The 20,272-nt window shown below is 41.0% G+C and carries 21 protein-coding genes and 2 pseudogenes; 3 read left to right on the top strand and 20 right to left on the bottom strand.

Annotated features, from left to right (window positions below; translation table 11 throughout):
- Nucleotides 1–60 precede the first annotated feature (60 nt).
- From MHH79_RS03810 to MHH79_RS03735, 16 genes and pseudogenes are all read right to left on the bottom strand, one after another.
- Complete coding sequence (locus MHH79_RS03810) at nucleotides 61–315, bottom strand: YesK-like family protein (protein WP_340034998.1); 255 nt, start codon at nucleotides 313–315, stop codon at nucleotides 61–63.
- Nucleotides 316–387: 72 nt separating this feature from the next.
- Nucleotides 388–930: a GNAT family N-acetyltransferase gene (locus MHH79_RS03805; RefSeq protein ID WP_100506753.1), complete on the bottom strand. Its 543-nt coding sequence runs from the start codon at nucleotides 928–930 to the stop codon at nucleotides 388–390.
- Nucleotides 931–1,053: 123 nt separating this feature from the next.
- Nucleotides 1,054–1,623 (bottom strand): spore coat protein CotJC, encoded by a 570-nt coding sequence (gene cotJC / locus MHH79_RS03800; protein ID WP_003233850.1) that lies wholly within the window; start codon nucleotides 1,621–1,623, stop codon nucleotides 1,054–1,056.
- A gap of 14 nt (nucleotides 1,624–1,637) precedes the next feature.
- Entirely contained in the window at nucleotides 1,638–1,901 is a 264-nt protein-coding gene (cotJB, locus tag MHH79_RS03795; protein ID WP_003219491.1) for a spore coat protein CotJB, read from the bottom strand.
- Nucleotides 1,885–2,133 (bottom strand): spore coat-associated protein CotJA, encoded by a 249-nt coding sequence (cotJA, locus tag MHH79_RS03790; protein WP_003219489.1) that lies wholly within the window; start codon nucleotides 2,131–2,133, stop codon nucleotides 1,885–1,887. The genes cotJB and cotJA overlap by 17 nt, the downstream gene beginning before the upstream one ends.
- Nucleotides 2,134–2,262: 129 nt before the next feature.
- A pseudogene (locus tag MHH79_RS03785) lies at nucleotides 2,263–3,128 on the bottom strand (NAD-dependent epimerase/dehydratase family protein); the annotation flags it as partial.
- On the bottom strand, nucleotides 3,125–3,568 hold the full coding sequence (locus MHH79_RS03780; protein ID WP_309529806.1) for a nuclear transport factor 2 family protein: 444 nt from the start codon (nucleotides 3,566–3,568) through the stop codon (nucleotides 3,125–3,127). The gene MHH79_RS03780 and the pseudogene MHH79_RS03785, both read right to left, overlap by 4 nt.
- Nucleotides 3,569–3,646: 78 nt before the next feature.
- Nucleotides 3,647–4,231 (bottom strand): TetR/AcrR family transcriptional regulator, encoded by a 585-nt coding sequence (locus tag MHH79_RS03775; protein ID WP_181218504.1) that lies wholly within the window; start codon nucleotides 4,229–4,231, stop codon nucleotides 3,647–3,649.
- Between the two features lie 113 nt (nucleotides 4,232–4,344).
- Nucleotides 4,345–4,794 (bottom strand): spore coat protein YeeK, encoded by a 450-nt coding sequence (gene yeeK / locus MHH79_RS03770; RefSeq protein WP_063335642.1) that lies wholly within the window; start codon nucleotides 4,792–4,794, stop codon nucleotides 4,345–4,347.
- Between the two features lie 133 nt (nucleotides 4,795–4,927).
- Complete coding sequence (locus MHH79_RS03765) at nucleotides 4,928–5,647, bottom strand: YebC/PmpR family DNA-binding transcriptional regulator (protein ID WP_003242611.1); 720 nt, start codon at nucleotides 5,645–5,647, stop codon at nucleotides 4,928–4,930.
- 159 nt (nucleotides 5,648–5,806) lie between these two features.
- Entirely contained in the window at nucleotides 5,807–5,980 is a 174-nt protein-coding gene (gene phrH, locus MHH79_RS03760; RefSeq protein ID WP_029317430.1) for a phosphatase RapH inhibitor PhrH, read from the bottom strand.
- A complete protein-coding gene (gene rapH, locus MHH79_RS03755) occupies nucleotides 5,970–7,100 on the bottom strand; it encodes a response regulator aspartate phosphatase RapH (RefSeq protein ID WP_340034997.1) in 1,131 nt (376 codons plus the stop codon). The genes phrH and rapH overlap by 11 nt, the downstream gene beginning before the upstream one ends.
- Nucleotides 7,101–7,242: 142 nt before the next feature.
- Nucleotides 7,243–8,079, bottom strand: a pseudogene (locus MHH79_RS03750) (hypothetical protein); the annotation flags it as partial.
- On the bottom strand, nucleotides 8,057–8,494 hold the full coding sequence (locus MHH79_RS03745; protein ID WP_309529809.1) for a hypothetical protein: 438 nt from the start codon (nucleotides 8,492–8,494) through the stop codon (nucleotides 8,057–8,059). The gene MHH79_RS03745 and the pseudogene MHH79_RS03750, both read right to left, overlap by 23 nt.
- A 103-nt stretch (nucleotides 8,495–8,597) precedes the next feature.
- A complete protein-coding gene (locus MHH79_RS03740) occupies nucleotides 8,598–9,518 on the bottom strand; it encodes a DUF5655 domain-containing protein (RefSeq protein ID WP_095252651.1) in 921 nt (306 codons plus the stop codon).
- 12 nt (nucleotides 9,519–9,530) lie between these two features.
- Nucleotides 9,531–9,869, bottom strand: a complete 339-nt coding sequence (locus tag MHH79_RS03735; protein WP_309529810.1) for a hypothetical protein — start codon at nucleotides 9,867–9,869, stop codon at nucleotides 9,531–9,533.
- Between the two features lie 166 nt (nucleotides 9,870–10,035).
- On the opposite strand from MHH79_RS03735, the gene yeeF reads away from it, so the two are divergent.
- Genes yeeF through MHH79_RS03720 form a run of 3 tightly spaced genes read left to right on the top strand, consistent with a single transcriptional unit; the run spans nucleotide 10,036 to nucleotide 13,001 of the window.
- Nucleotides 10,036–12,045, top strand: coding sequence for an LXG family T7SS effector deoxyribonuclease toxin YeeF (yeeF, locus tag MHH79_RS03730; protein ID WP_340034996.1), 2,010 nt, complete (start codon nucleotides 10,036–10,038; stop codon nucleotides 12,043–12,045).
- A 4-nt stretch (nucleotides 12,046–12,049) separates the two neighbouring features.
- A complete protein-coding gene (locus tag MHH79_RS03725) occupies nucleotides 12,050–12,535 on the top strand; it encodes an antitoxin YezG family protein (protein WP_019713534.1) in 486 nt (161 codons plus the stop codon).
- A 13-nt stretch (nucleotides 12,536–12,548) separates the two neighbouring features.
- Nucleotides 12,549–13,001, top strand: a complete 453-nt coding sequence (locus MHH79_RS03720; RefSeq protein WP_340034995.1) for an antitoxin YezG family protein — start codon at nucleotides 12,549–12,551, stop codon at nucleotides 12,999–13,001.
- Between the two features lie 80 nt (nucleotides 13,002–13,081).
- Here the strand turns inward: MHH79_RS03720 and MHH79_RS03715 are convergent, their stop codons facing one another.
- The 4 genes from MHH79_RS03715 to MHH79_RS03700 form a co-directional block, all read right to left on the bottom strand.
- A complete protein-coding gene (locus tag MHH79_RS03715; RefSeq protein ID WP_010333275.1) occupies nucleotides 13,082–13,720 on the bottom strand; it encodes a DUF1643 domain-containing protein in 639 nt (212 codons plus the stop codon).
- Nucleotides 13,721–13,810: 90 nt separating this feature from the next.
- On the bottom strand, nucleotides 13,811–16,798 hold the full coding sequence (locus MHH79_RS03710; RefSeq protein WP_340034994.1) for a type I restriction endonuclease: 2,988 nt from the start codon (nucleotides 16,796–16,798) through the stop codon (nucleotides 13,811–13,813).
- Nucleotides 16,799–16,813: 15 nt separating this feature from the next.
- Nucleotides 16,814–18,055: a restriction endonuclease subunit S gene (locus MHH79_RS03705; RefSeq protein ID WP_340034993.1), complete on the bottom strand. Its 1,242-nt coding sequence runs from the start codon at nucleotides 18,053–18,055 to the stop codon at nucleotides 16,814–16,816.
- Nucleotides 18,052–20,064, bottom strand: a complete 2,013-nt coding sequence (locus tag MHH79_RS03700; RefSeq protein WP_340034992.1) for a class I SAM-dependent DNA methyltransferase — start codon at nucleotides 20,062–20,064, stop codon at nucleotides 18,052–18,054. The genes MHH79_RS03705 and MHH79_RS03700 overlap by 4 nt, the downstream gene beginning before the upstream one ends.
- Nucleotides 20,065–20,272 lie beyond the last annotated feature (208 nt).

Genomic DNA, 20,272 nt, shown 5'->3' with positions numbered 1-20,272 from the left:
TCGAAAGAAAATTCCTGCCGTTCTGTGAAAATTTCGACATGATGAGAGACGGCAGCAGCTTTATCTTTTCCTGTAACGCCGGATGGCCTTATCGACCAAATATCCGGCAATGGCTCCGAAAATGACATTGAATCCAAGCATTCCGAGCGCAGCCCCTTCCCAGCCGCGTACATACACGAGGCTGTACCAGATCGCAAACACACCAAGGACGATCAGCCCGGCCAACATCCATTCTGGCCGGCTTTTGTCAGGAAATCTCATCCGCATCAAAACGGATACGCCAGCAAACAGACAAGCCGTCACAATCCCTGACACAAATAAATTTTAGCCGCAACATCGCCTGCCCTCCCTTTTAGAAAAGACAAAAAAGCCCCCTGCAAAGGACGCTTATTCTGCCGTAATCTCTTTCTCAAACAAATGATATCCGGACGCATCAGCACCCATGAATTCATATCCCATACGCCGATAAAAGGAATGCAGGGCGTCGCTATCAGCGACACAGTCAAGCCGGATCCGCGTTTTTTCCGGAAAGTGTATGCCCGTCTCCGCCCACTGAAGGACGCGGGCTCCAAGCCCCTGTCCCGCAAACCGGCGGCTTACTGCGAGGCGGTGCAAATAAATGGACTCCTCATGCCCATGGTCTCCCCAAAGCGTCCGGTCCCACTCGCTCGGTTCAGGCAGCAGCATCACGACAGCCGCAAGCTCTTCATCTTTTTTAAACACAAACACATGTCCCTTTTCAATTGACCCCGTGATATCATGTATATCTTGCCCTTTCAGAAGTCCGCTCCATTGGTTAGAACCCCGATCTCGGAGCCATTCAGCTGTTCGGACGAGCAACCCGGTAATCGATTCTGCATCCTCATAGACGGCCGGACACGCGTAAAATCCATCTGCAATCGTTTCGTTCTCAATCTTAAAAGCTGACATAAAGGCCTCCCAATCAAAAAGTAAGCTTGCACACACCCTTGATTATAATGCAGACCAAACTGCAAAAACAGACCATTTTCTCTGTATGTAAAAGGGTGTATGAAAGAGAGGCCAATCTGCCTATTAGAAAATCTTCTTTTTATCCCGTTCTTCTTTTAAAATTTCAACCGCTTCTCTGAAGCGCATAGAGTGTACGATTTCACGCTCACGCAAAAAACGCAGGGAATCGTTTAAATCAGGATCATCCGAAATATCAATCAGCCATTGATACGTCGCCCGCGCCTTTTCTTCTGCGGCAATATCTTCGTATAAATCGGCAATCGGATCGCCTTTCGCTTGGATATAGCTCGCGGTAAACGGCACGCCCGCCGCATTATGATAAAAAAGCGCGCTGTCGTGATTGACGTAATGATCGCCAAGCCCAGCTTCACGCAGCTGCTCCGGTGTGGCGTCTTTCGTTAACTTATAGACCATGGTCGCAATCATTTCCAAATGGGCAAACTCCTCCGTGCCGATATCTGTTAAAAGGCCGATGACCTTATCAGGAATCGTATAACGCTGGTTCAAATACCGGAGAGCCGCGGCCAGCTCGCCGTCCGCTCCGCCATACTGCTCAATCAAATACTTCGCCAGCGTCGGGTTGCATGTACTGACCTTGACAGGGTATTGCAGCTTCTTTTCATACACCCACATTCAGGCATTCCTCCTTATACTTGCCACGGCCATGGCCCTTTTCCCCAATCCCAATCCTTGCCCGCGGGGCTGTTGCCGAACTGCAGAAGCGGTCCGTAAGAGGATTCGAACTGTCTTTTTAAGTGCCTTGAATAGCCGGAATATTGATTGAATTGCTTCAACGCATCTTCATCATGAGGATGTGTATTTAAATAAAGACTCAGCTCAACAAGCACAAAATCAGCAGCCTGTATTTGCTCTAGCTGACGATAATATTCGGCATCAACCTTTTTTGCCATGTGCGTCTCCCCCTCGATAAGGGTTTTCATAAAAATCATAGAGATCCTTCCAAAGGGTGCCTTTCCTCAAAGCCTCCATCGGCGAAAACTGCTCCATGTGCTCAGGCTGAAAGGTCATATAAAGGTTAGGGGGCGTTCTGTAATATTTCTTCCCTATAGGCGGACAGGGATCAAAACGGCTGTGAAAGGGCGTATATGATTTGACAGGCGTAAACGGCTGCATATCCTTCATTCCGGCTCCTCCTTTCTCAAAAACAATGACCTTAATAGGTATGAGGCAGGGGGCATGATTATGACTGAAACACGGCTTAGCTTTTTCAATAAGAAGACCTTCGGAAGAGCCGAAGGTCTTTCTAGACTATTCAGTCCAAAATGAGGTCAGTGTTTCCAATATGCAGCATGAGCAGCCGCAAACTCTGACAGCGAACGAGGTTCTTTTCCCGTCACACGCTTCACTGTATCCGTTACCCGATGTTCCGCACCATGGCTGATTGCCTCATCAAGCTTCGCCATAAAATGGGCATAATCCGCGGGCAAACCTCCTGCCTCCATTTTATGCTGCAGCTCGGAACGAGAAATGCTGACATGCTCCACCCGGCGTCCTGCCGCTGCACCGATCATCTCTGCCGCTTCGGCATAGCTCAGCGCCTCGGGACCTGTCAGAATATGATGTGTTTGATGAGGAACATCATCAATCAAAGCCCTGACGGCTGTTTCTGCGATGTCATCAGCGTCAATAAACCCAAGTTTTCCTTCACCCGAAGCCGTTGTGATGCGGCCCTCCGTTTGAATAGACATGCGATGCTGGACATTGATGAAATTTTGCATAAAGTATGAGGGCCGCAGCACCGTCCATTCTGGAAACTCGCGCACTGCCTGGTGAAGCGCGCCAAACACGGGACCGTTCTCGGAGACAACAGACGCACTTTGCATCACTACCCGCTTTGCGCCGAGACGCTTTGCTTCCTTTAAAAAGGGAAGCACATAGGGAGCCGGATCAAGTACACCGACCGGAGCAACAAGATAGATGTCTTTTACCTGTTCTAGAGTAGGCGTAAAACTGGAGGCATCCTTCCAATCAAAATACACATACTCCGCACTTGCAAGCGCGCCCTTTTTTCGGCTTGCAATACGCACTCTGTATCCCAGCTTTATTAAACGGCTGGCGATTCGGCTGCCGGTTGTGCCGGTCCCGCCTGTGATTAAAATCGGATTCTGTTTCATCATTTCCCACTCTCCTCTGTTTGCAAAAATGATCCTCCAAAGGCCTCTTTTACAACAAGCGGATTCCAATAATCCTTATAACGCACAATGCGGCCATCTCTCGTTTCGATGACACTGATATAGCTTTGGCGATAAGGCAGCCCAGTCTCAATCACATGGCCGTCACATTGAAACTCCGCAATCATCGTATTCGTATCTGCTGAACGATACACTGTCGGAGCGGTAAATGAAGAAAGATGGATCTGCTTAGGATAATCCTTAATATAATTGTAAATGGCCGCTTTTCCTTCTATTCTTTTTGGTGATCCCTCCGGCGCATAAGGAAACTCAAATACAGCATTCTCATCCCAAAGCTCCGTCCAGCTCTTCATGTCCTTCTCAAGCATATAAGCCATAAACTTTCTCAATGTTTCACATGCTTTTTCAAACTCATTCATCAACATTCATCATCACCTCATTTTTATTTCTAGACTATTCAGTCCAAAAAATACACACATGGGCAAAGAATTCTTTACCACATGTTAATCAAGCACTGATAAACTCACGTCAACATGGTCCTGAAGACGATCAATATCTGCCGTCACTTTTGCAATAAATGTCAGTGACAGCCTACTCTGATTCAGGTACCGGGCGAGCGCAGATATATCAGGATCTTCGCCATTCAATTCTCCTTGATCCTTCGCCCTTAAAAGCGCCTGATAAAAAGCGTCCTCAAGCTGCTTGGATTGTCTTTCAAAATACCGGGCAAGCTCAGGGTCATGCGGAATCTGTTCAATCGCACTGTTAATGATATAGCACGCCTTCGCCCGTTCAGGATCCCTCAAAGCATTGACACCTTCTTGAAAAATATCACGAATGGCTTCCTTTACAGATCCTGGCGCTTCAAGCCTTTCCATAACGGCAGTGTTTTTCCCTTCAAGATACGTTTTCACAGCTGACAAAAACAAATCACGCTTCGTGCCATACGTATCATACAAACTTTGGCGCGCAATGCCTAAATGAGAGAGCAGATCCTGAAGAGACGTTCCTTCGTAGCCATACTCTCCGAAGACCTCTATCGCCCTGTGAAGAACAAGCGCCGTATCAAATTCTTTATTCCTCCCCAAAAAACGATCACCTCCTGAAACAAATGTTACCAGTTTCTAGACTGAACAGTCAAGAAAAAAGGTGAAAAACACTCTTGATCTGCAAGAGTGTCCTCTTTTTATCATCATCTTCTTTATTTATATCCGTCTTTTCCCCAGTGGCCCATATGGTGGTGATGGTGGCCATAATGACCATCATGATGGTGGTGATGATTATCCTTTCCAACATGGTGATGATGGTGATGAAGATTATCTTTTCCATCATGATGATGGTGATAATAGTGGTGATGGCCATCATTTTCATGGTGCATGTTCGGATAACTTACAGTTCCCGGAGAGCCTCCATAGCCGCCGCTTGGGTAACCGCCGGATCCTCCGTACGTTCCATATCCCGGATAGCCGCCGACACCTCCATGTATGCCGTGATCTGGGTAGCCTCCATACATGCCAAAGCCCGGGTGGCCTCCATACATGCCATAACCCGGGTGGCCTGTGCTTTGCATGCCATAGCCCGGATAGCCAATACCAAAGCCCTGATAATGACCACAACCAGGTCCGCCATACATATGTCTTGTATCAGTCATATTCACTCTCTCCTTCACATAGGTTACAGTCCAGAGTATGAGAATATCTTACTGATCGTATAGGCGGCCGCCTACATACAGCTAAAACAATTTCCAGGACAAAAAAAGCAGGCCATAACAGCCTGCTCACTCCTTACTCGCCTAAATCAACGTTATGATATACCTGCTGAACATCTTCCAAATCTTCTAATGCATCAATCAATTTTTCAAACTGTTCCTTTGCATCATCCGGAAGCGTTACTTCACTTTGCGCAAGCATTGTCAGCTCCGCTACTGTAAATTCCTCGACACCCGCGTTTTTAAACGCCTCTTGCACCGCATGGAATTGATCAGGCTCGGCATACACGATCGCGCTGTCATCCTCTTCTAAAATGTCACGTACATCAACATCCGCTTCCATCAGGATTTCAAGCGCTTCGTCAGCAGTTTTGCCTTCCACACCGATTACAGCCGTCGCGTCAAACATGTAAGCAACAGATCCGCTCACACCCATGTTTCCGCCGTTTTTCCCGAACGCCGCACGCACTTCCGGCGCCGTCCGGTTTACATTATTCGTCAGCGCATCAACGATAATCATTGATCCGTTCGGCCCGAAGCCCTCATAACGAAGCTCATCGTAATTCTCTTCCGCTCCGCCCTTCGCCTTCTCGATCGCACGTTCAATGATGTTTTTCGGCACGCTGTAAGTCTTCGCACGCTCAAGCACAACCTTCAGCGCCTGGTTGGATTCCGGATCAGGCTCGCCCTGTTTCGCCGCCACATAAATCTCACGGCCAAACTTCGCATAAATTCGACTCGTATTTGCGTCCTTAGACGCCTTCTTCTCTTTAATATTGTTCCACTTACGGCCCATGATGTTCCACTCTCTTTCATATATATCAATCTAAATACTGTTATTCACTTTATCCATTATACCTCAAATGGTTTGGTTGTTTCGAGTGTCTTGCGTTAGAAATAGAAGGAATGCCGCGATGTGGAAAATGGAACGTCTTCCGTAAAGCAAGAAAAAGCCCTAGCTAAGGGCTTTCTTCTGATCACTAAGTTTGTAAGGGGAATGATCGATATACGTCGTATTTCGATCTGTTGATTCCTTAAATCCACCGGAGTTTGTCAGGAATGGAAACGACATGCTTCCGAAAACTAGAGTAACAGCCAGACACATCATCACTTTTTTCTTAATAGGCATATAAACACTCTCCTTTTAGAATATCTTCTTGGGCTTTCAGCACTTTCCGATAAAACGCAGCAGCTTGTTCAAAGTGACAGCTGCTTTCAAAAACAGCGGCAGCACTCCGGGCACATGCTTCAATGTACGCGTGCAGGTTCTTTTTTTCGAAATAGCTTAAAAGATCATGAATTTTTCGTTCGTCAACAGTCTCCTTGTACACGGCCTGCAAGAACAGAAACAATTCTTTATAAAATTTGTGAGAACGTGCTGTGATATGGTCTAATCCTTCCTCTATGAACTGAAACGCCTTCTGTGTTTGGCCCGCTTTACATAATGTCCAGCTTAACCCAAACAAGACTTTCGGAAGCAGATCAGGCACTTTCTCTCTGCTTACTTTCGCCGCTTTTTGGAAATGTTCTACAGCCATCTGATCGTCTCCTGATCTGTCATAGCTGTTCGCGATGTTCAATAGAGAAATGGCGATAAACCTGTCATTTTGAATGTCCATTGCCAAATCCAGCGCCGCTTCTAAGTGCGGGAGCGCTTTATCATAATGTTTGAAATCATCATAGTTGCCGGCGATCACAAACAAGCTTTGTATCGTTCTAATGCTGTATAGGGGATTGTTTTGATAAATGTCTAAAGCTTGAAGAATATGATGCATCGACACATGGGTTTGCTTCATGTGATAATACGCTTCGGCCACTTTAAAATGGAATTCCGCTTTCTCAATTTCATCTGACACAACCGGCAGTTCTTTCTCCGCCTCGCGATAATATCCGATTGCTTCCACATATTCTTTTTGGTCAAATTCATACATGCCGCGGAAAAACAAAGAGTAGTATTTCAAAAGGCCTGTGAGTTTTTTCTGAGGGGTCTCAATCGTTTCAAGAAGCTCTGTCACTGTAGGGCGATTCCCGTAAGGTTGTCCCGGCTCCAAATAATCCAGCATCAGCTGGTGCCGGAAACACATCAGAGAATAATAGATCAGTAAATCCTGGTCTTCTTCCATCTGCTGAATGTCCTGCTCAACCTCCGCTTTCAGAATCTCAGCATCCGGAACACTGAACTGGCGAATCATTTTATACCATTCATTAATCTTAACACCTACACGCGAAGACGGTATGGCTTGACTCAATGGCTTCCCTCCTTCTCTATGAGATATGTCATATTCTATCAATCCCAAATTTTGAAAACAATACAGAAGGAAGAAATTGCTTTTTCACCCTGTCAATTTGTTTTTCTCCGCAAAAAAGAAACTTTACGCAAGGGTCTTTGTCTCACTTAATGTCAACCACAACAAAATCCTGAACCTTCACCTGTTCCTCAGGCAAATCAAACTGATAAAGCATCTTCTTAGAATGGATATCAAACACACCCACATAGCCGCCGATGCCCTTTTTATGCTCTTCCTGGGCGACTATATACAATAAATTCCCCTTAAACTTCGCCTCCATATAAGGGAAATTCAAACTATATGTATGAAAAGAAAATCCCTTCCCATACTCCAGCAAGTTCGCCTCACCCTCTTTGTCCTCGTACGCCACGTAAAAACTGCCGCTTTCTTTGTCATAATACACAGTATCTGCATATTCAAGATCTTCAGGATACGGAATATATGTCGTTTTCCATGTCCCTTTTTCAATCACAGTCAATTCATGCTCCGAGCTCGCGACAATAAATTCCTCCGAGTCTGCGAATTGATCAGCGTACGAGGCTAAGCTCAGGGTCTCAATCATTTCCTCTGTTTTTCTATCGATCACGTAAATAGACATGCTTTGAATGATATAAATATAGTTCTCATCGCTGGCCCCCATCGTGACAAGCGAAGGCAAGGTAAGGCTATATTCCTTTTTCGTTTTTCTGTCGTTTATGTGGATCTCATTTCCCGTCGTATCAACATTATAGGCCTTAACAGACACATCCTTCCCCTCATACCAAAACGCAAATGAATCTGACAGCGGATGCTCTTTGATCACATCATTCTCCAGCGTGTAGTAAAAAGGCTCGTGTTCCGCCAATAATACAAGGTCTGTGGATTTGTATGACTTCAATTGAATATAAGGAACATCCCCCACCTTAAACGTGCGCCTGTTAAACCGTTCGCCTGTAGTGGATCTCATTTCCCGTCGTATCAACATTATAGGCCTTAACAGACACATCCTTCCCCTCATACCAAAACGCAAATGAATCTGACAGCGGATGCTCTTTGATCACATCATTCTCCAGCGTGTAGTAAAAAGGCTCGTGTTCCGCCAATAATACAAGGTCTGTGGATTTGTATGACTTCAATTGAATATAAGGAACATCCTCCACCTTAAACGTGCGCCTGTTAAACCGTTCGCCTGTAGAGGTTGAAAGCAGCACGCTTTCTTTTATGAAAGGATTGGAGTAGATAAAAAAGATCCGGTCTTCTTCGGGGTGAATGGTGGAAGATTGGACAGGATACGTGTTCTTATTTTGAGAGTAAATATATACAGCCAACATAAAAACACTTGCGAACAAGCCCAATAGTATAAAACGCTTTTTCACACAAACAACTCCCAGTAAATGTTTGAAAACTCTATATCATTTTCAACACGCCCTGTACATATCCCTTGTAACCCAATAAAAAAGAACTTCTCAATGGAAGTTCTCACTTATTTTTCTCATAGGATTGTTTGATCAATCCCATGATATATTCAATGTGTTCATCATCTTTTATGAAAATCTCATAGTCGCCATTTCCCCAGTGGCCGGTCTCAGAGACATCGCGCATTCTCTCCTCGGGATCATGCAATTCACCCTTTTTCATATTCACCCACAGCTTAAGTCCACTTTTTAAAAGTAGAATATCAACGAAGTTTCGCTTATTAGATGTAAACGCAATATAAAGCTTTGTCGGTTTGATTGAAATATGATCGTCTAAATTAAAAATGAATTCCTTTAGCTGCTGATAAAGCTCTATGATGTCAAACGGTTTATCTGCAAGATGATCCTCTTCAGAAAACACTTTAATTTCTTTGCTGACCTCTTGAATGGTCTCACTTTGCCGTGAAATGGTCTTAATCGACTCGGAGACGCCATCAGCCTTCATTTGATTCAACTGGATCAGATCATTTTCGTACCTTTTAATCTCCCACAATTCAATTGGCAGATCTTTAAAATGGATCGATTGCTTTTGATACACCGTAAATACAGGTGAGATAAAAATGACCTTCGACTGCGACCAGTCTACATCATCCCGCTTTAACGGAAGATCATGATTTTCATTGTACTCAAGAATGAAATCTGCTTTATGATTGAGCATTGCCGCTAAGTAGGCGTAGCCCTGATCAACAACACTGAAGTTTTTCGTATTTTTATACTCGATAATCACAAAAGATTTCGTCTCAGCATCAAACGCTAACGTATCAATGCGGAAATTACTGATTCTGAATTCAGATTTCACAAACCCTAGCCCCAACATTTGCTGAAGATTGGCTTCACATAAATCCTGAATCTCTTTTTCTTTTTTAAACGGTTTCTCGCGAATATCTTCGATTTGATTTTGATTGTTTACTTTATAGAGATACATGCTGGACCCCTTTTATTTTACTAGTTCCATTAAGGTTTCTAAGGATAGACTCGAAACCGGATTTTGCGTTTTTGTTTTCAGCGTACCGCCAATCAAATAAGAATAGTCTCGGCACTCTGCCAATTGAAACCGGAATCTATTGTTCGTTTTAGTGATTTTGGCTGGTTCATCAGATTCCCAAGCGTCAACGATCTTGTAAACATTTAAAATCACACCGCTCCGAACAACAATTGCCCGTTTACATTCCTTTGCTCTGGACAATTTCATATCCCAGTTCCCGCAAGCGCGGTTCGTTAGCGTGTCGCCTTTTTGAATATCCTTGATCTTTATGATTAAGAAATCTTTATCCAAATGAGCTCTTCCCCTTTTTATTGATCTATCATTATCTTATCAAAACCGTGCACTTAGACACATGCCAAATGACTCATTTTTCCACCAAAACACGTTCTCACACCCACCATCATCCCACCCCGTGGTAAAATTTTGATATTGAGCGAACAAAAGAAGGGAAATGGTCATGAAAGTATTTGAAGCGAAAACACTGCTTTCGGAAGCGACAGACCGTGCAAAAGAGTACAAAGAACTAAGAACGCAAATGGTCAACTTGAGAAAAGCGTTAAAAAGCGTCGCTGATCTCAGTGACAGCGAATTCTCAGGAAAAGGCGCCAGCAACATCAAAGCATTCTATCACGACCACGTCGGCGTCACCGACCAATGGATCGACTACATTGATATGAAAATCGCATTTTTCAACAGCATCGCCGGAGCCGCCGAAGACAAAGGCCTCTCAGACGCATACATCGAAGAATCCTTCCTGGAGCACGAACTGGCAAATGCCCATAAAAAATCAAAATCCATCATGTCCGAACAGAAAAAAGCGATGAAAGACATCCTGAACGATATCGACGACATCCTCCCGCTCGACCTGTTTTCAACAGAAACCTTTAAAGACGAGCTGGCCGATGCCAACGACAAACGCAAAAAAACACTGGATAAATTGGACGCCTTGGACGAAGACCTGAAAACAGAATACGCCCTGTCAGAACCAAACGAACAATTCATCAAATCCGACTTCCAAAAGCTCCAAGAAGCAACGGGCAAAGGCAAAAACGCCACACCCATCCACTACAACGCCAAGGCGTACCGTGAGAGTGACATACATAAGAAAAAAGGCGACATTGAAAAGCGGACTGAGGCTTACTTGAAGATTAAAAAAGAGGAAGCGAAGGAACGCGAGATTGAGAAATTGAAAGAAAGACTGAAAAACTACGATTATGCGGATGCCGATGAATTCTACGAAATGGCAAAAACGATCGGCTATGAAAATCTGACAGCTGAACAACAGAGATACCTCACACAGATTGAAAACACGCGTGAGCTTGAAGCAGGCTTCAAAGGGGTCGCCGTCGGCCTTTATGATTCCGGGAAAGACGCGGTCGTAGGACTATGGGATATGGTCACAGATCCGAGCGGAACCGTTGAAGCGATTACCGGAGCGATGGCTCACCCGATCAAAACGTATGAAGCCATTTCAGCGGCAATCGAAGAATCGTATCAAAAAGACATGGTGAATGGTGACACCTACTCAAGAGCAAGATGGGTGTCATATGCGGTTGGCACTGTTGTCACATCAATTGTCGGCACAAAAGGCGTAGGAGCCGTCTCAAAAACTGGCACAGCCGCCAAAGTGACGACCAAAGTCAAAACAGCAGCAAGCAAATCAGCAACAGCCCAAAAAGCCATAACAGTCTCAAAACAAACCGTTGATCACATCAAACAAAAAGTAAACACAGGCATTGAAGGATCAAAAAAACACGTCAAAACCAAGTTAAATCAAATCGGAAATCTCACTCTAGCTGATATTCTCCCGTATCATCCGCGTCACGACTTAGTGCCGGCGGGCGTTCCTTATAACGCAGTCAACGGGGTCACACTTAAAGAGGGACTTCAGAAATTCGCCAAGGTCATCCTTCCGAAACCATACGGAACGTCATCAAGCGGAAGACGAACTCCAGCGCCACATGTACCGCCGGTAACAGTCAAATACGGCGAGCATTTCGCAAGATGGAGCAGAAAGAAAGTACTGAAGCCGAATATCATCTACAAAACAAAAGAAGGCTACACGTACACGACTGACAACTATGGTAGAATTACAAGTGTCAAAGCAGACTTGCAGCTGGGAGAAGCAAAACGAAACCAATATGCACAGACGAATGCTGGAAAGCCCCAAGACCGAATGCCTGACGATGACGGCGGCCATTTAATCGCCACCCAATTCAAAGGCTCAGGCCAGTTCGACAATATCGTGCCGATGAATTCTCAGATTAATAGGAGCGGCGGCAGGTGGTATGAAATGGAGCAGGAATGGGCAAAGGCTCTTAAAGAAGAACCTCCGCAAAAAGTTAACGTTAATATAAAAGCTATATATAAAGGTGATTCACTAAGACCAGACAAATTTATCGTTAAGTACAGAATTGGAGATGCTGATTTCGAAAAAGTAACATTAAAGAATCAATCTGGAGGTTGAGATCATGGAAACACCAAAAATGGGTGACTTGTATCAAAGAATAGCAAATCAGATAAATGAAATCATTCCCTCTGAATGGGAAAACGTATATCTTTACGCTGAAATATTAGACGACTCTTCGGAAGTATATTTTTATTTTAATATACCGGGCGAGAATGAATTCTTATACTCACATAACATTCCAGAATATTTTAATGTAAGCGAAGATATTTATGATGATTTATTAATCGAACTTCAAGAATCATTCGAAGAATTACGCGAAGAATATAAGGAAAATAATCCAGAAACTTGGACGAACTTGACTTTGAAACTAGATAGGACAGGCCAGTTTTCTATAGATTATAATTATGAAGATGTAATTGCTTCAGAGCTAAATGGATCTCAAAGAAAGGCTGTTTGGGTGTATAAAAATCTAGGTTTAATGCCAAAAAGGAAAACGGTAAGAGACTTTTTAGAGGATTATATCAAGACTAACGAAGGAAAAATTTAAATTAATTTCTAATATGGGACAGTTATATCAACAAATAGCAGAACACCTTAATGACATGATTCCATCTGATTGGACAAAAATCATTCTTTATGCGGAAATATTAGATGATTCATCAGAAGTTTACTTTTTCTTCAATACACCACAAAGTGAAGAGTATATCTATTCTCATGATATACCGAAACAATTCGATGTTAGTAAAAAAATATACGTGAGTTTATTAATTGAACTTCAAGAGTTATTCGAGGAGTTAAGAGAAGAATTTAAAGCAAACAACCAAGATACTTGGACCAATTTAACGCTTAAACTTGAGAATACCAGTAAATTATCAATAGACTATGATTACACCGATGTCATCGCCTCAGACTTAAACGGAACACATCGGCAAGTGGTATGGGAATATAATTTAGGTATCTTGCCTGAAGATAAGAAAGACAAAGAATTTGTAATAAACTACTTTGGTCTATAAATCAAGAATGGCTCAGTCTTTACTGCTGGGCTATTTTTGGTATTGAAATCTTTTCAATTGTATCCATGAATTCCCATATTTCACGTTAATCCCAATAATTCATTACTATTTATTTTGATTAAATCAATTAAAGTTGCTGACCGTCCAGCATGTCTGGGGTCGCCATGTTCTGTTAAGATTGTGTTTGTATTTCCCATATTAAATACAAAAATATCTTTATCAGTATTCGAAATTACCTCTATGATTTTATATACTTGAGAATAGTAATAAAGGTTGTGTACAGTTTTCACATTTGGTTTCCCCCATGCAAGGACAACTATATCTGAATCATTTATCATTGAACTAACTGTATTAATATTATTCTTTTGAACATGATTTAATAGATTTGCACCGTGAATACTTTTCAATTTTGCTGAGGTGTCTGCTGGATTTGGAGCATATATAGGTATAACATTTCCTACGTAAAGTTTTTTCACTTGAATTTTCTCATGGGTATAACAATAGAAAAAATCAATTAATTTATTTACAGTTCTATCTGAAATATTTGAATCAGCTTCCGATGGATTCATTAATATTACTGTAACAGTAATACCTTCCATTCGATTTTTAAAAGGAATTGATAAGCTATATCTTAAATTTACACCCGGTATAATATTTTGCCTATCATCAATAGTAATAGACGAAATATCTACCTTATTAGAATCGTAATAATGCGTCAATAAAAAACTTCCTTTCTGTAAATAATATATGTAACGGAGCCAAGACTAACCTTAAAAGATTAAAATCATAACTCCGTCCAAACTAAAGAGCTAACTATTCACTTCTCCATAAACTTCATTCATCATATCTTCCATAATATAAGCCTTAAACTCGTCGTTCTCTAAAATCTTCATAAAGAACTCTTGATTGCTGCTCATACGGTCAATAACGAAGTCCATAAAGGATTTTTCAAAGGCGAATTTGAAGTTTTCTTTTGTGTTGTTTTTTGCTTTTTGACGAATGTCTTCGTCATTTAACATATCCTCTTTCACTTGCTCGCGAGAAAGGAAATCTGTTTCTGTGAATTGCGTGCCAAAGCGCTCATTTAACTTTTCTAACACGCTCGATAAACGAACCTTCTCATCTTCAGCTGCACCACCAGCACCATGTTCCTGAGGATCTAAGTCGTAGCCGCCCGTTTTCTCAAGCTCAATGCTGCCTTCAAATACTTTTTGATTGCGGTAGTATTCAAGTGCTACATCATCCGCCAAGTAAACGTCTTTATCTCCTCGACCACGTGGCAATTTACGTAACAAGTACGTCAGGTAAATATATTGCTTGTGTAGATCTAAATCAATAAATGTTACAACTTGTAGCACAAAGCCATACGTACGTATAAATTTCGTAGCCACTTGTTTAAATGCGAATTGTTCTTCTCCCGAAAGTTTTTTAAAACGCTCCACACCTTTATCGAGAAGCGCATTTAACTCGGCTTGAGCCTTCGTAGACTTCTTCACACCACCCGTTACTTCAAGCTCATTTACCTTTTGCACCTCTTCCTCAGTAAATACTTGATATGGCTCTAGCTCGGCCTGCATATCATAAAGGATATTCGGATCAGAAATTTTTGATAGACTTGTCGATTCATAATAAGGCTGGAAAGACGCTTTTATGTCTTCTGGATCATTTACAAAATCCAAAACAAATGTATCGTCTTTACCAGGGCATGTGCGATTTAAACGAGATAGTGTTTGCACTGCCTTAATACCGCTTAATGGCTTATCTACATACATTGTGTGCAACAATGGTTCATCAAATCCAGTTTGATATTTCTCCGCAACAAGTAGCACTTTGTATTCATCAGAATTAAATTTTTCAGGTAACTCTTTTTCAGAGAACTGATTCATTTCTGACTCAGTATAATGAATCTCACCATCTTTCACAGTACCGGAGAAAGCAACTACTGTTTTTAAATCATCGTAGCCCATTTCATTAATATACTTATCGAATGCCGTTTTGAAACGTACTGCATGTAAACGGCTCGCTGTTACAACCATTGCCTTTGCACGACCACCAATTTTGCGCTGTACGAAATTGCGATAATGCTCGATAATAATTTCTGTTTTTTGTGCAATGCTATGTGGATGAAGTGATACGTATTGTGCTAGCTTTTTCGTAGCTTGTTTTTTTGATACCTCCGGATCATCTTCAACTGTCTTTGCAATTTTCCAGAACGTTTTATAAGTCGTATAGTTTTCAAGTACATCTAAAATAAACCCTTCTTCAATCGCTTGGCGCATTGTGTATTGATGGAAGGCCTCTGGCTTACCATCAATACCAACTGTACCAAACTTCTCTAACGTCTTGGGCTTTGGAGTCGCTGTAAATGCAAAGAACGATACGTTATCCTGTTTCCCACTTTTCAAAATGGCTTCCACAATTTTCTCGTCTACATCAGCTAAATTTTCTTCGGCAATGCGGTCTTCCTCATAAGCTGCTTCTAACGTCTTATCTGATAAAATATTTGTTAAGGCAGTAGATGCTTTACCACCTTGAGATGAGTGCGCTTCATCGATAATAACTGCATATTTTTTCCGCTCTAAGCCCGCTACCTTTTCCAAAATGAACGGGAACTTTTGAAGCGTTGTAATAATAATGCGCGTTTCACTATTAATAGCACGTGCTAATTGCTCTGAGTTTTTATCAACTGGCTCGACCATTCCTGCTTTATGTTCTATCTGATACACTGCGTCTTGCAATTGCTTATCTAACACTCGGCGATCGGTAATCACAATCACACTACTAAAAACCGATTCATTTTCCTCGTTATGTAGTTTTGCTAAGCGATGTGCAAGCCATGAAATCGAATTCGTCTTGCCCGAACCCGCAGAGTGCTGAATTAAATAATTATGACCGACAAGCTTTTGTGCAACATCTGCTTCTAACTTACGTACAACATCAAGCTGATGGAAACGAGGGAAAATGAGCATTTGACGCTCACCTATTATTTCACCGTTTGAATCTTTAATATCGTCTTTCTTAATAAAGATGAAGCGATATAAAATGTCGAGCAAGCTATCAGGAGCCAAAATGTCTTCCCATAAATAATGCGTACGGTAATTGTCATACACTAACGGGTTCCCTTTACCGCCATTGTTACCTTTGTTAAATGGTAGGAAGTATGTTTTCCCTTTATCAAGCTTTGTTGTCATAAATACTTCATCTGGATCAACCGCAAAGTAGACAGCAACACGCTCATTAAATTTAAATAGCTGCTCGCGTGGATCACGGTCATTCTTTAATTGTTTCATCGCATCTTCAACTGTTTGATTTGTTAATGGATTTTTCAGCTCCATCACTACAAGTGGTAAGCCGTTTAAAAACAGCACCATATCTAAGCTATTGGAATGCTTATCACTGTAATACACTTGGCGAGCGACATTAAAACGGTTTTTCCCATACTGTTCATTTAATGTTTTATTCATATCCGTAGGGGGCTGATTATACGCAAGTTGTAATGTCATACCACGGTCTTTGATCCCTTTACGTAAACATTCAACCAAACCTTGTTTATGTAGCTGGTCTTTAATACGCTTTAACACATGTTCTTTATAAGTAGGACCATACGATTTCTCTAACGTACGCATACGTTTTTCCTGTGTATCCTCTAAAAAAGCAAATAGCTCTTCTACGTCGATGGCATGCTGCTTGAAAGAAGCACTCGTCTCACCTTCAAGCACACGCTTTTTATAACCATTCGCAATTAAGACCATTTCGATATTCGTTTCGAAACCTTTTTCTGAAGTATCCACTGCCATCACAACTCACCTCACTTAATCAAGTTCCATATCACGCACATCAATTTTACCAGTTACCGCTTCATAGATAAGGGCTTGGCGGTATTCTTTTAGTTTTTCGATTTGCTTATTAATGCTTTCAACTAAATTATCAATTTTAGAACATTCAACCTCTAAATAACTTGCAATTTCAATCTGCTCTTTTAAAGATGGATAAGGTATTTTAGATTTTTCTAAATCTGATACATTTAAATTTCCTACGCCACCTGCTTGTAATGTTTGCATATTTGCATATTCATTAAAATTTCGTGATCCTAAAATGTAAGTTAAATACTTATTATGAATGAACTTCTTAACCCTAATATGACTTAATGAAACGTAAATACTGAAATCAAAATCAACATCCACAATACAAGTTTGTCCAATCCCTGCACCAACTCGGACTTGTAATATATCCCCTTTCATAGGCTTTTTATACTTTGTTAGAGAATTATGAAGTTCTTGAGATATGTAATTATATTTCTCAAGTTTCAATTTTCCAGATCTACTTACATTCTGTGCAGATAGAAAAGGGACACCCTTGGATTCATCGACATATGTTGGAGTGCTAGCATAGCCACATGTTAATATATCAACAATTCTTTTTATCTTATTTACAGTCCAATGCTCAGGTATTTCACCAATCCACTCAACACCTGAATCTTTCATTTTTACATTTGAATTTAATCCTTTTGTAACAGCTTCTGTGATGATTGATTGGCGTTGTTGTTCTAATAAATTTATTAATTTATTCTTAGATACTATTAAATCACTGATTTCTTTATCTTTTTTGGATAAAAGCTTTGATATTCTTTGCTGTTCTTCAAAATTTGAGGGAATTTCTATTTCCAAGTTCTTCACATCTTCAGTTGTTACTGCTTCAAATGTACTTCCTTTTACTAATGTTAAAAGTCTAGAATTAGCCTCTATTAAGCCATACCATAAATAGTCCCTATCTAAGCCATCCTTAGGTGTTATCGAACAAAGACCTCTCCCTATAACATACTTTTGGTCTGAAAAATTTAATGATCCAACTGGTGCACGAACAGACATTAAAATATCATTGGGCATAGAAAATTTATTTGCTTTAACACAATAATTTACAGGAGTGGGATGTGATTCACCAAACTCTGCCTTCCCTTGTAAAAAAGGTGTCCCAACACCTTCTTGATTAACACTTTCTTGATCTGGTGATTGTCCCATATTAATGCGAGAAATATACTTTAATTTGATTTTCATCCCATCACCTTCTTCAACTGCTCTGCAATCTCTGCTTCTAATGCACGAATCTCTTCCATAATTTCTGCTGAGCTGCGTAATGCTTTGTATTTATAGAACTGGCGAGTAAAAGGAATTTCATAGCCAATTTTTGTTTTTGTTTCATCAATCCATGCATCTGGTACATGTGGTAATACTTCACGTGCAAAGTAGTCATGAATGTTTTCTTTTAATGGTACGTTTTCAGTATCACGTAAGTCTGTATCTGGCTCGATGTCTGTTTTATTTTTCATACATACATCGGCTGTTTCATCTTTTTCAGATAGACCAGCTAAAATCGCTTTTAATACAGGTGCTCCGATAGTAATACCAGCTTGTTTCAACGCAGCTTTAACTACTTTCGTGAACTCGTCACGATTTTTATATACTTTTTCGCTTTGTAAGGTGCGTAAAATATACAAAATTTGCGTTTGCATCTTCTTACCTTCTTCAATTTCAAAGTGACCTGCATCGCCTTTTTTCTTTGAGGTTGCTAAGTTTGCAAAACCTTTTCCTTCTGCAACACGAGCAAGACGCTCTTCATTGATTTGGAAGTTTAAACGTAATGGACGTTCTACTGTAATTTTTGCGTAGCCGAAGTCCTCATTATCAAAAATCTTCACGTACTCATTTGGCTGTGCATCACCGTATAAACGAACAATCTCATTAATTTGCTCTTCTGTAATTTCGTTACGCTTGCTACCCATCGACTTTTTCATTTTTTTCGAGAAGTCTACGGCATTGACTAACCGTACTTTCCCTTTATGAAGAGGTGCTTTATTGTTCGTTAAAATCCAAATGTACGTTGCAATGCCTGTATTGTAGAAAAGATCGTTCGGCAATGCCACAATACCTTCTACTAAGTCGTTTTCAAGCAGATACTTACGAATTTCGCTCTCACCAGAGCCTGCATCACCGGTAAATAACGGCGAACCATTCATAATGATGGCTAAACGAGAGCCTTGTGGATTTTCTGCTGTAACTGGCTTCATTTTTGACAGTAAGTGCATTAAGAATAGTAGCTGTCCATCACTCGTTCTTGGTGTACCTGGACCAAAACGACCGTTAAAACCTTGTTTCTCATGTTCTTCTTTAATTGGCTTCTCATACGATTTCCAGTCTACTCCGTATGGCGGATTTGAAATTAAGTAATCGAATTTATCACGTGGGAATTGGTCTTTTGATAACGTATTCCCCAAACGAATGTTACGCGCGTCTTCCCCCTTAATCAGCAAGTCTGCTTTACAAATCGCATATGATTCAGGATTAATTTCTTGGCCGAAGAACTCTAAGTGTGCTGTTGGGTTTTGACTTAGTAAATACTCTTGTGCTACAGAACCCATCCCACCGGTACCAGCTGCACAGTCATACAAGGTTTGTGTTAAACCTGGCTTCGTTAAAATGCTTGCATCGTCATGTAAGAATAATAAGTGCGTCATAAGGCGAATTACTTCACGTGGCGTATAGTGATCCCCTGCTTCTGCATTTTCATTGAAACGACGAATTAATTCCTCAAATACATAGCCCATCTCAATATTTGACACTGTTTCTGGATGTAAGTCGATTTCACTAAAGCGTTTAATCGTTAAGTACAACAAGTTATTTTGTTCGAGCTTATCAATTTGGCGATCAAAGTCAAAGTGATCCATAATATCACGAGCCACTTTTGAAAAACCATTTATATAATCACGTAAGTTATCCGCAATGTTATCTGAATCTGTTAATAGCTTGTTGAAATCATATTTGCTGGTGTTATGGAAGTTTTGCTTTGAGACACGATTTAAAATCTGTTCACGAGCATCTTCATTCATTGCTGCAAACCGTTCTGCCTTAGCTAATACTTCCTCCTTTGTGCTCTCTAATACGCAATCAAAACGACGTAATACTGCTAATGGCAAAATGATTTTACCGTAGTCTTCTGGTTTATAAGGTCCACGTAATATCTCAGCAATTGACCAAATGAAGCTTACTTTATCTTGGAAGTTAATCATGTTATATACCTCATTTAATAATTTTTTTCGAATATACTTCTCATGTAGCTAGATTGAGATAATATGAGCAAGTTTTAAGGATGCTTATCTCATTGTAGTAACTGATCATTTTTTCGCTCATATCACCTACTGACACCCTATTCACTGATTCATCAAAATAGATATCATTACCTATTATTATAAGAGTTTGTACAACAAAAAGTAATAC

The sequence above is a fragment of the Bacillus sp. FSL K6-0993 genome, from assembly GCF_037977205.1.
GTDB classification, from domain to species: Bacteria; Bacillota; Bacilli; order Bacillales; family Bacillaceae; genus Bacillus; species Bacillus subtilis.
The sequence above is the reverse complement of the archived record's forward strand: the minus strand, read 5'-3'. Positions and strand labels throughout refer to the sequence as shown.

Bases quoted from the DNA above. Each gene is read 5' to 3' on its own strand.
- MHH79_RS03725 (WP_019713534.1), top strand. From the start codon at position 12,050: ATGGAAACACCAAAAATGGGTGACTTGTATCAAAGAATAGCAAATCAG.
- yeeF (WP_340034996.1), top strand. From the start codon at position 10,036: ATGAAAGTATTTGAAGCGAAAACACTGCTTTCGGAAGCGACAGACCGT.
- MHH79_RS03700 (WP_340034992.1), bottom strand. From the start codon at position 20,064: ATGATTAACTTCCAAGATAAAGTAAGCTTCATTTGGTCAATTGCTGAG.
- MHH79_RS03705 (WP_340034993.1), bottom strand. From the start codon at position 18,055: ATGAAAATCAAATTAAAGTATATTTCTCGCATTAATATGGGACAATCA.
- phrH (WP_029317430.1), bottom strand. From the start codon at position 5,980: ATGCCTATTAAGAAAAAAGTGATGATGTGTCTGGCTGTTACTCTAGTT.
- MHH79_RS03710 (WP_340034994.1), bottom strand. From the start codon at position 16,798: ATGGCAGTGGATACTTCAGAAAAAGGTTTCGAAACGAATATCGAAATG.
- MHH79_RS03720 (WP_340034995.1), top strand. From the start codon at position 12,549: ATGGGACAGTTATATCAACAAATAGCAGAACACCTTAATGACATGATT.
- MHH79_RS03780 (WP_309529806.1), bottom strand. From the start codon at position 3,568: ATGTTGATGAATGAGTTTGAAAAAGCATGTGAAACATTGAGAAAGTTT.
- cotJB (WP_003219491.1), bottom strand. From the start codon at position 1,901: ATGGCAAAAAAGGTTGATGCCGAATATTATCGTCAGCTAGAGCAAATA.
- MHH79_RS03765 (WP_003242611.1), bottom strand. From the start codon at position 5,647: ATGGGCCGTAAGTGGAACAATATTAAAGAGAAGAAGGCGTCTAAGGAC.
- MHH79_RS03740 (WP_095252651.1), bottom strand. From the start codon at position 9,518: ATGTATCTCTATAAAGTAAACAATCAAAATCAAATCGAAGATATTCGC.
- yeeK (WP_063335642.1), bottom strand. From the start codon at position 4,794: ATGACTGATACAAGACATATGTATGGCGGACCTGGTTGTGGTCATTAT.
- MHH79_RS03805 (WP_100506753.1), bottom strand. From the start codon at position 930: ATGTCAGCTTTTAAGATTGAGAACGAAACGATTGCAGATGGATTTTAC.
- cotJA (WP_003219489.1), bottom strand. From the start codon at position 2,133: ATGAAGGATATGCAGCCGTTTACGCCTGTCAAATCATATACGCCCTTT.
- cotJC (WP_003233850.1), bottom strand. From the start codon at position 1,623: ATGTGGGTGTATGAAAAGAAGCTGCAATACCCTGTCAAGGTCAGTACA.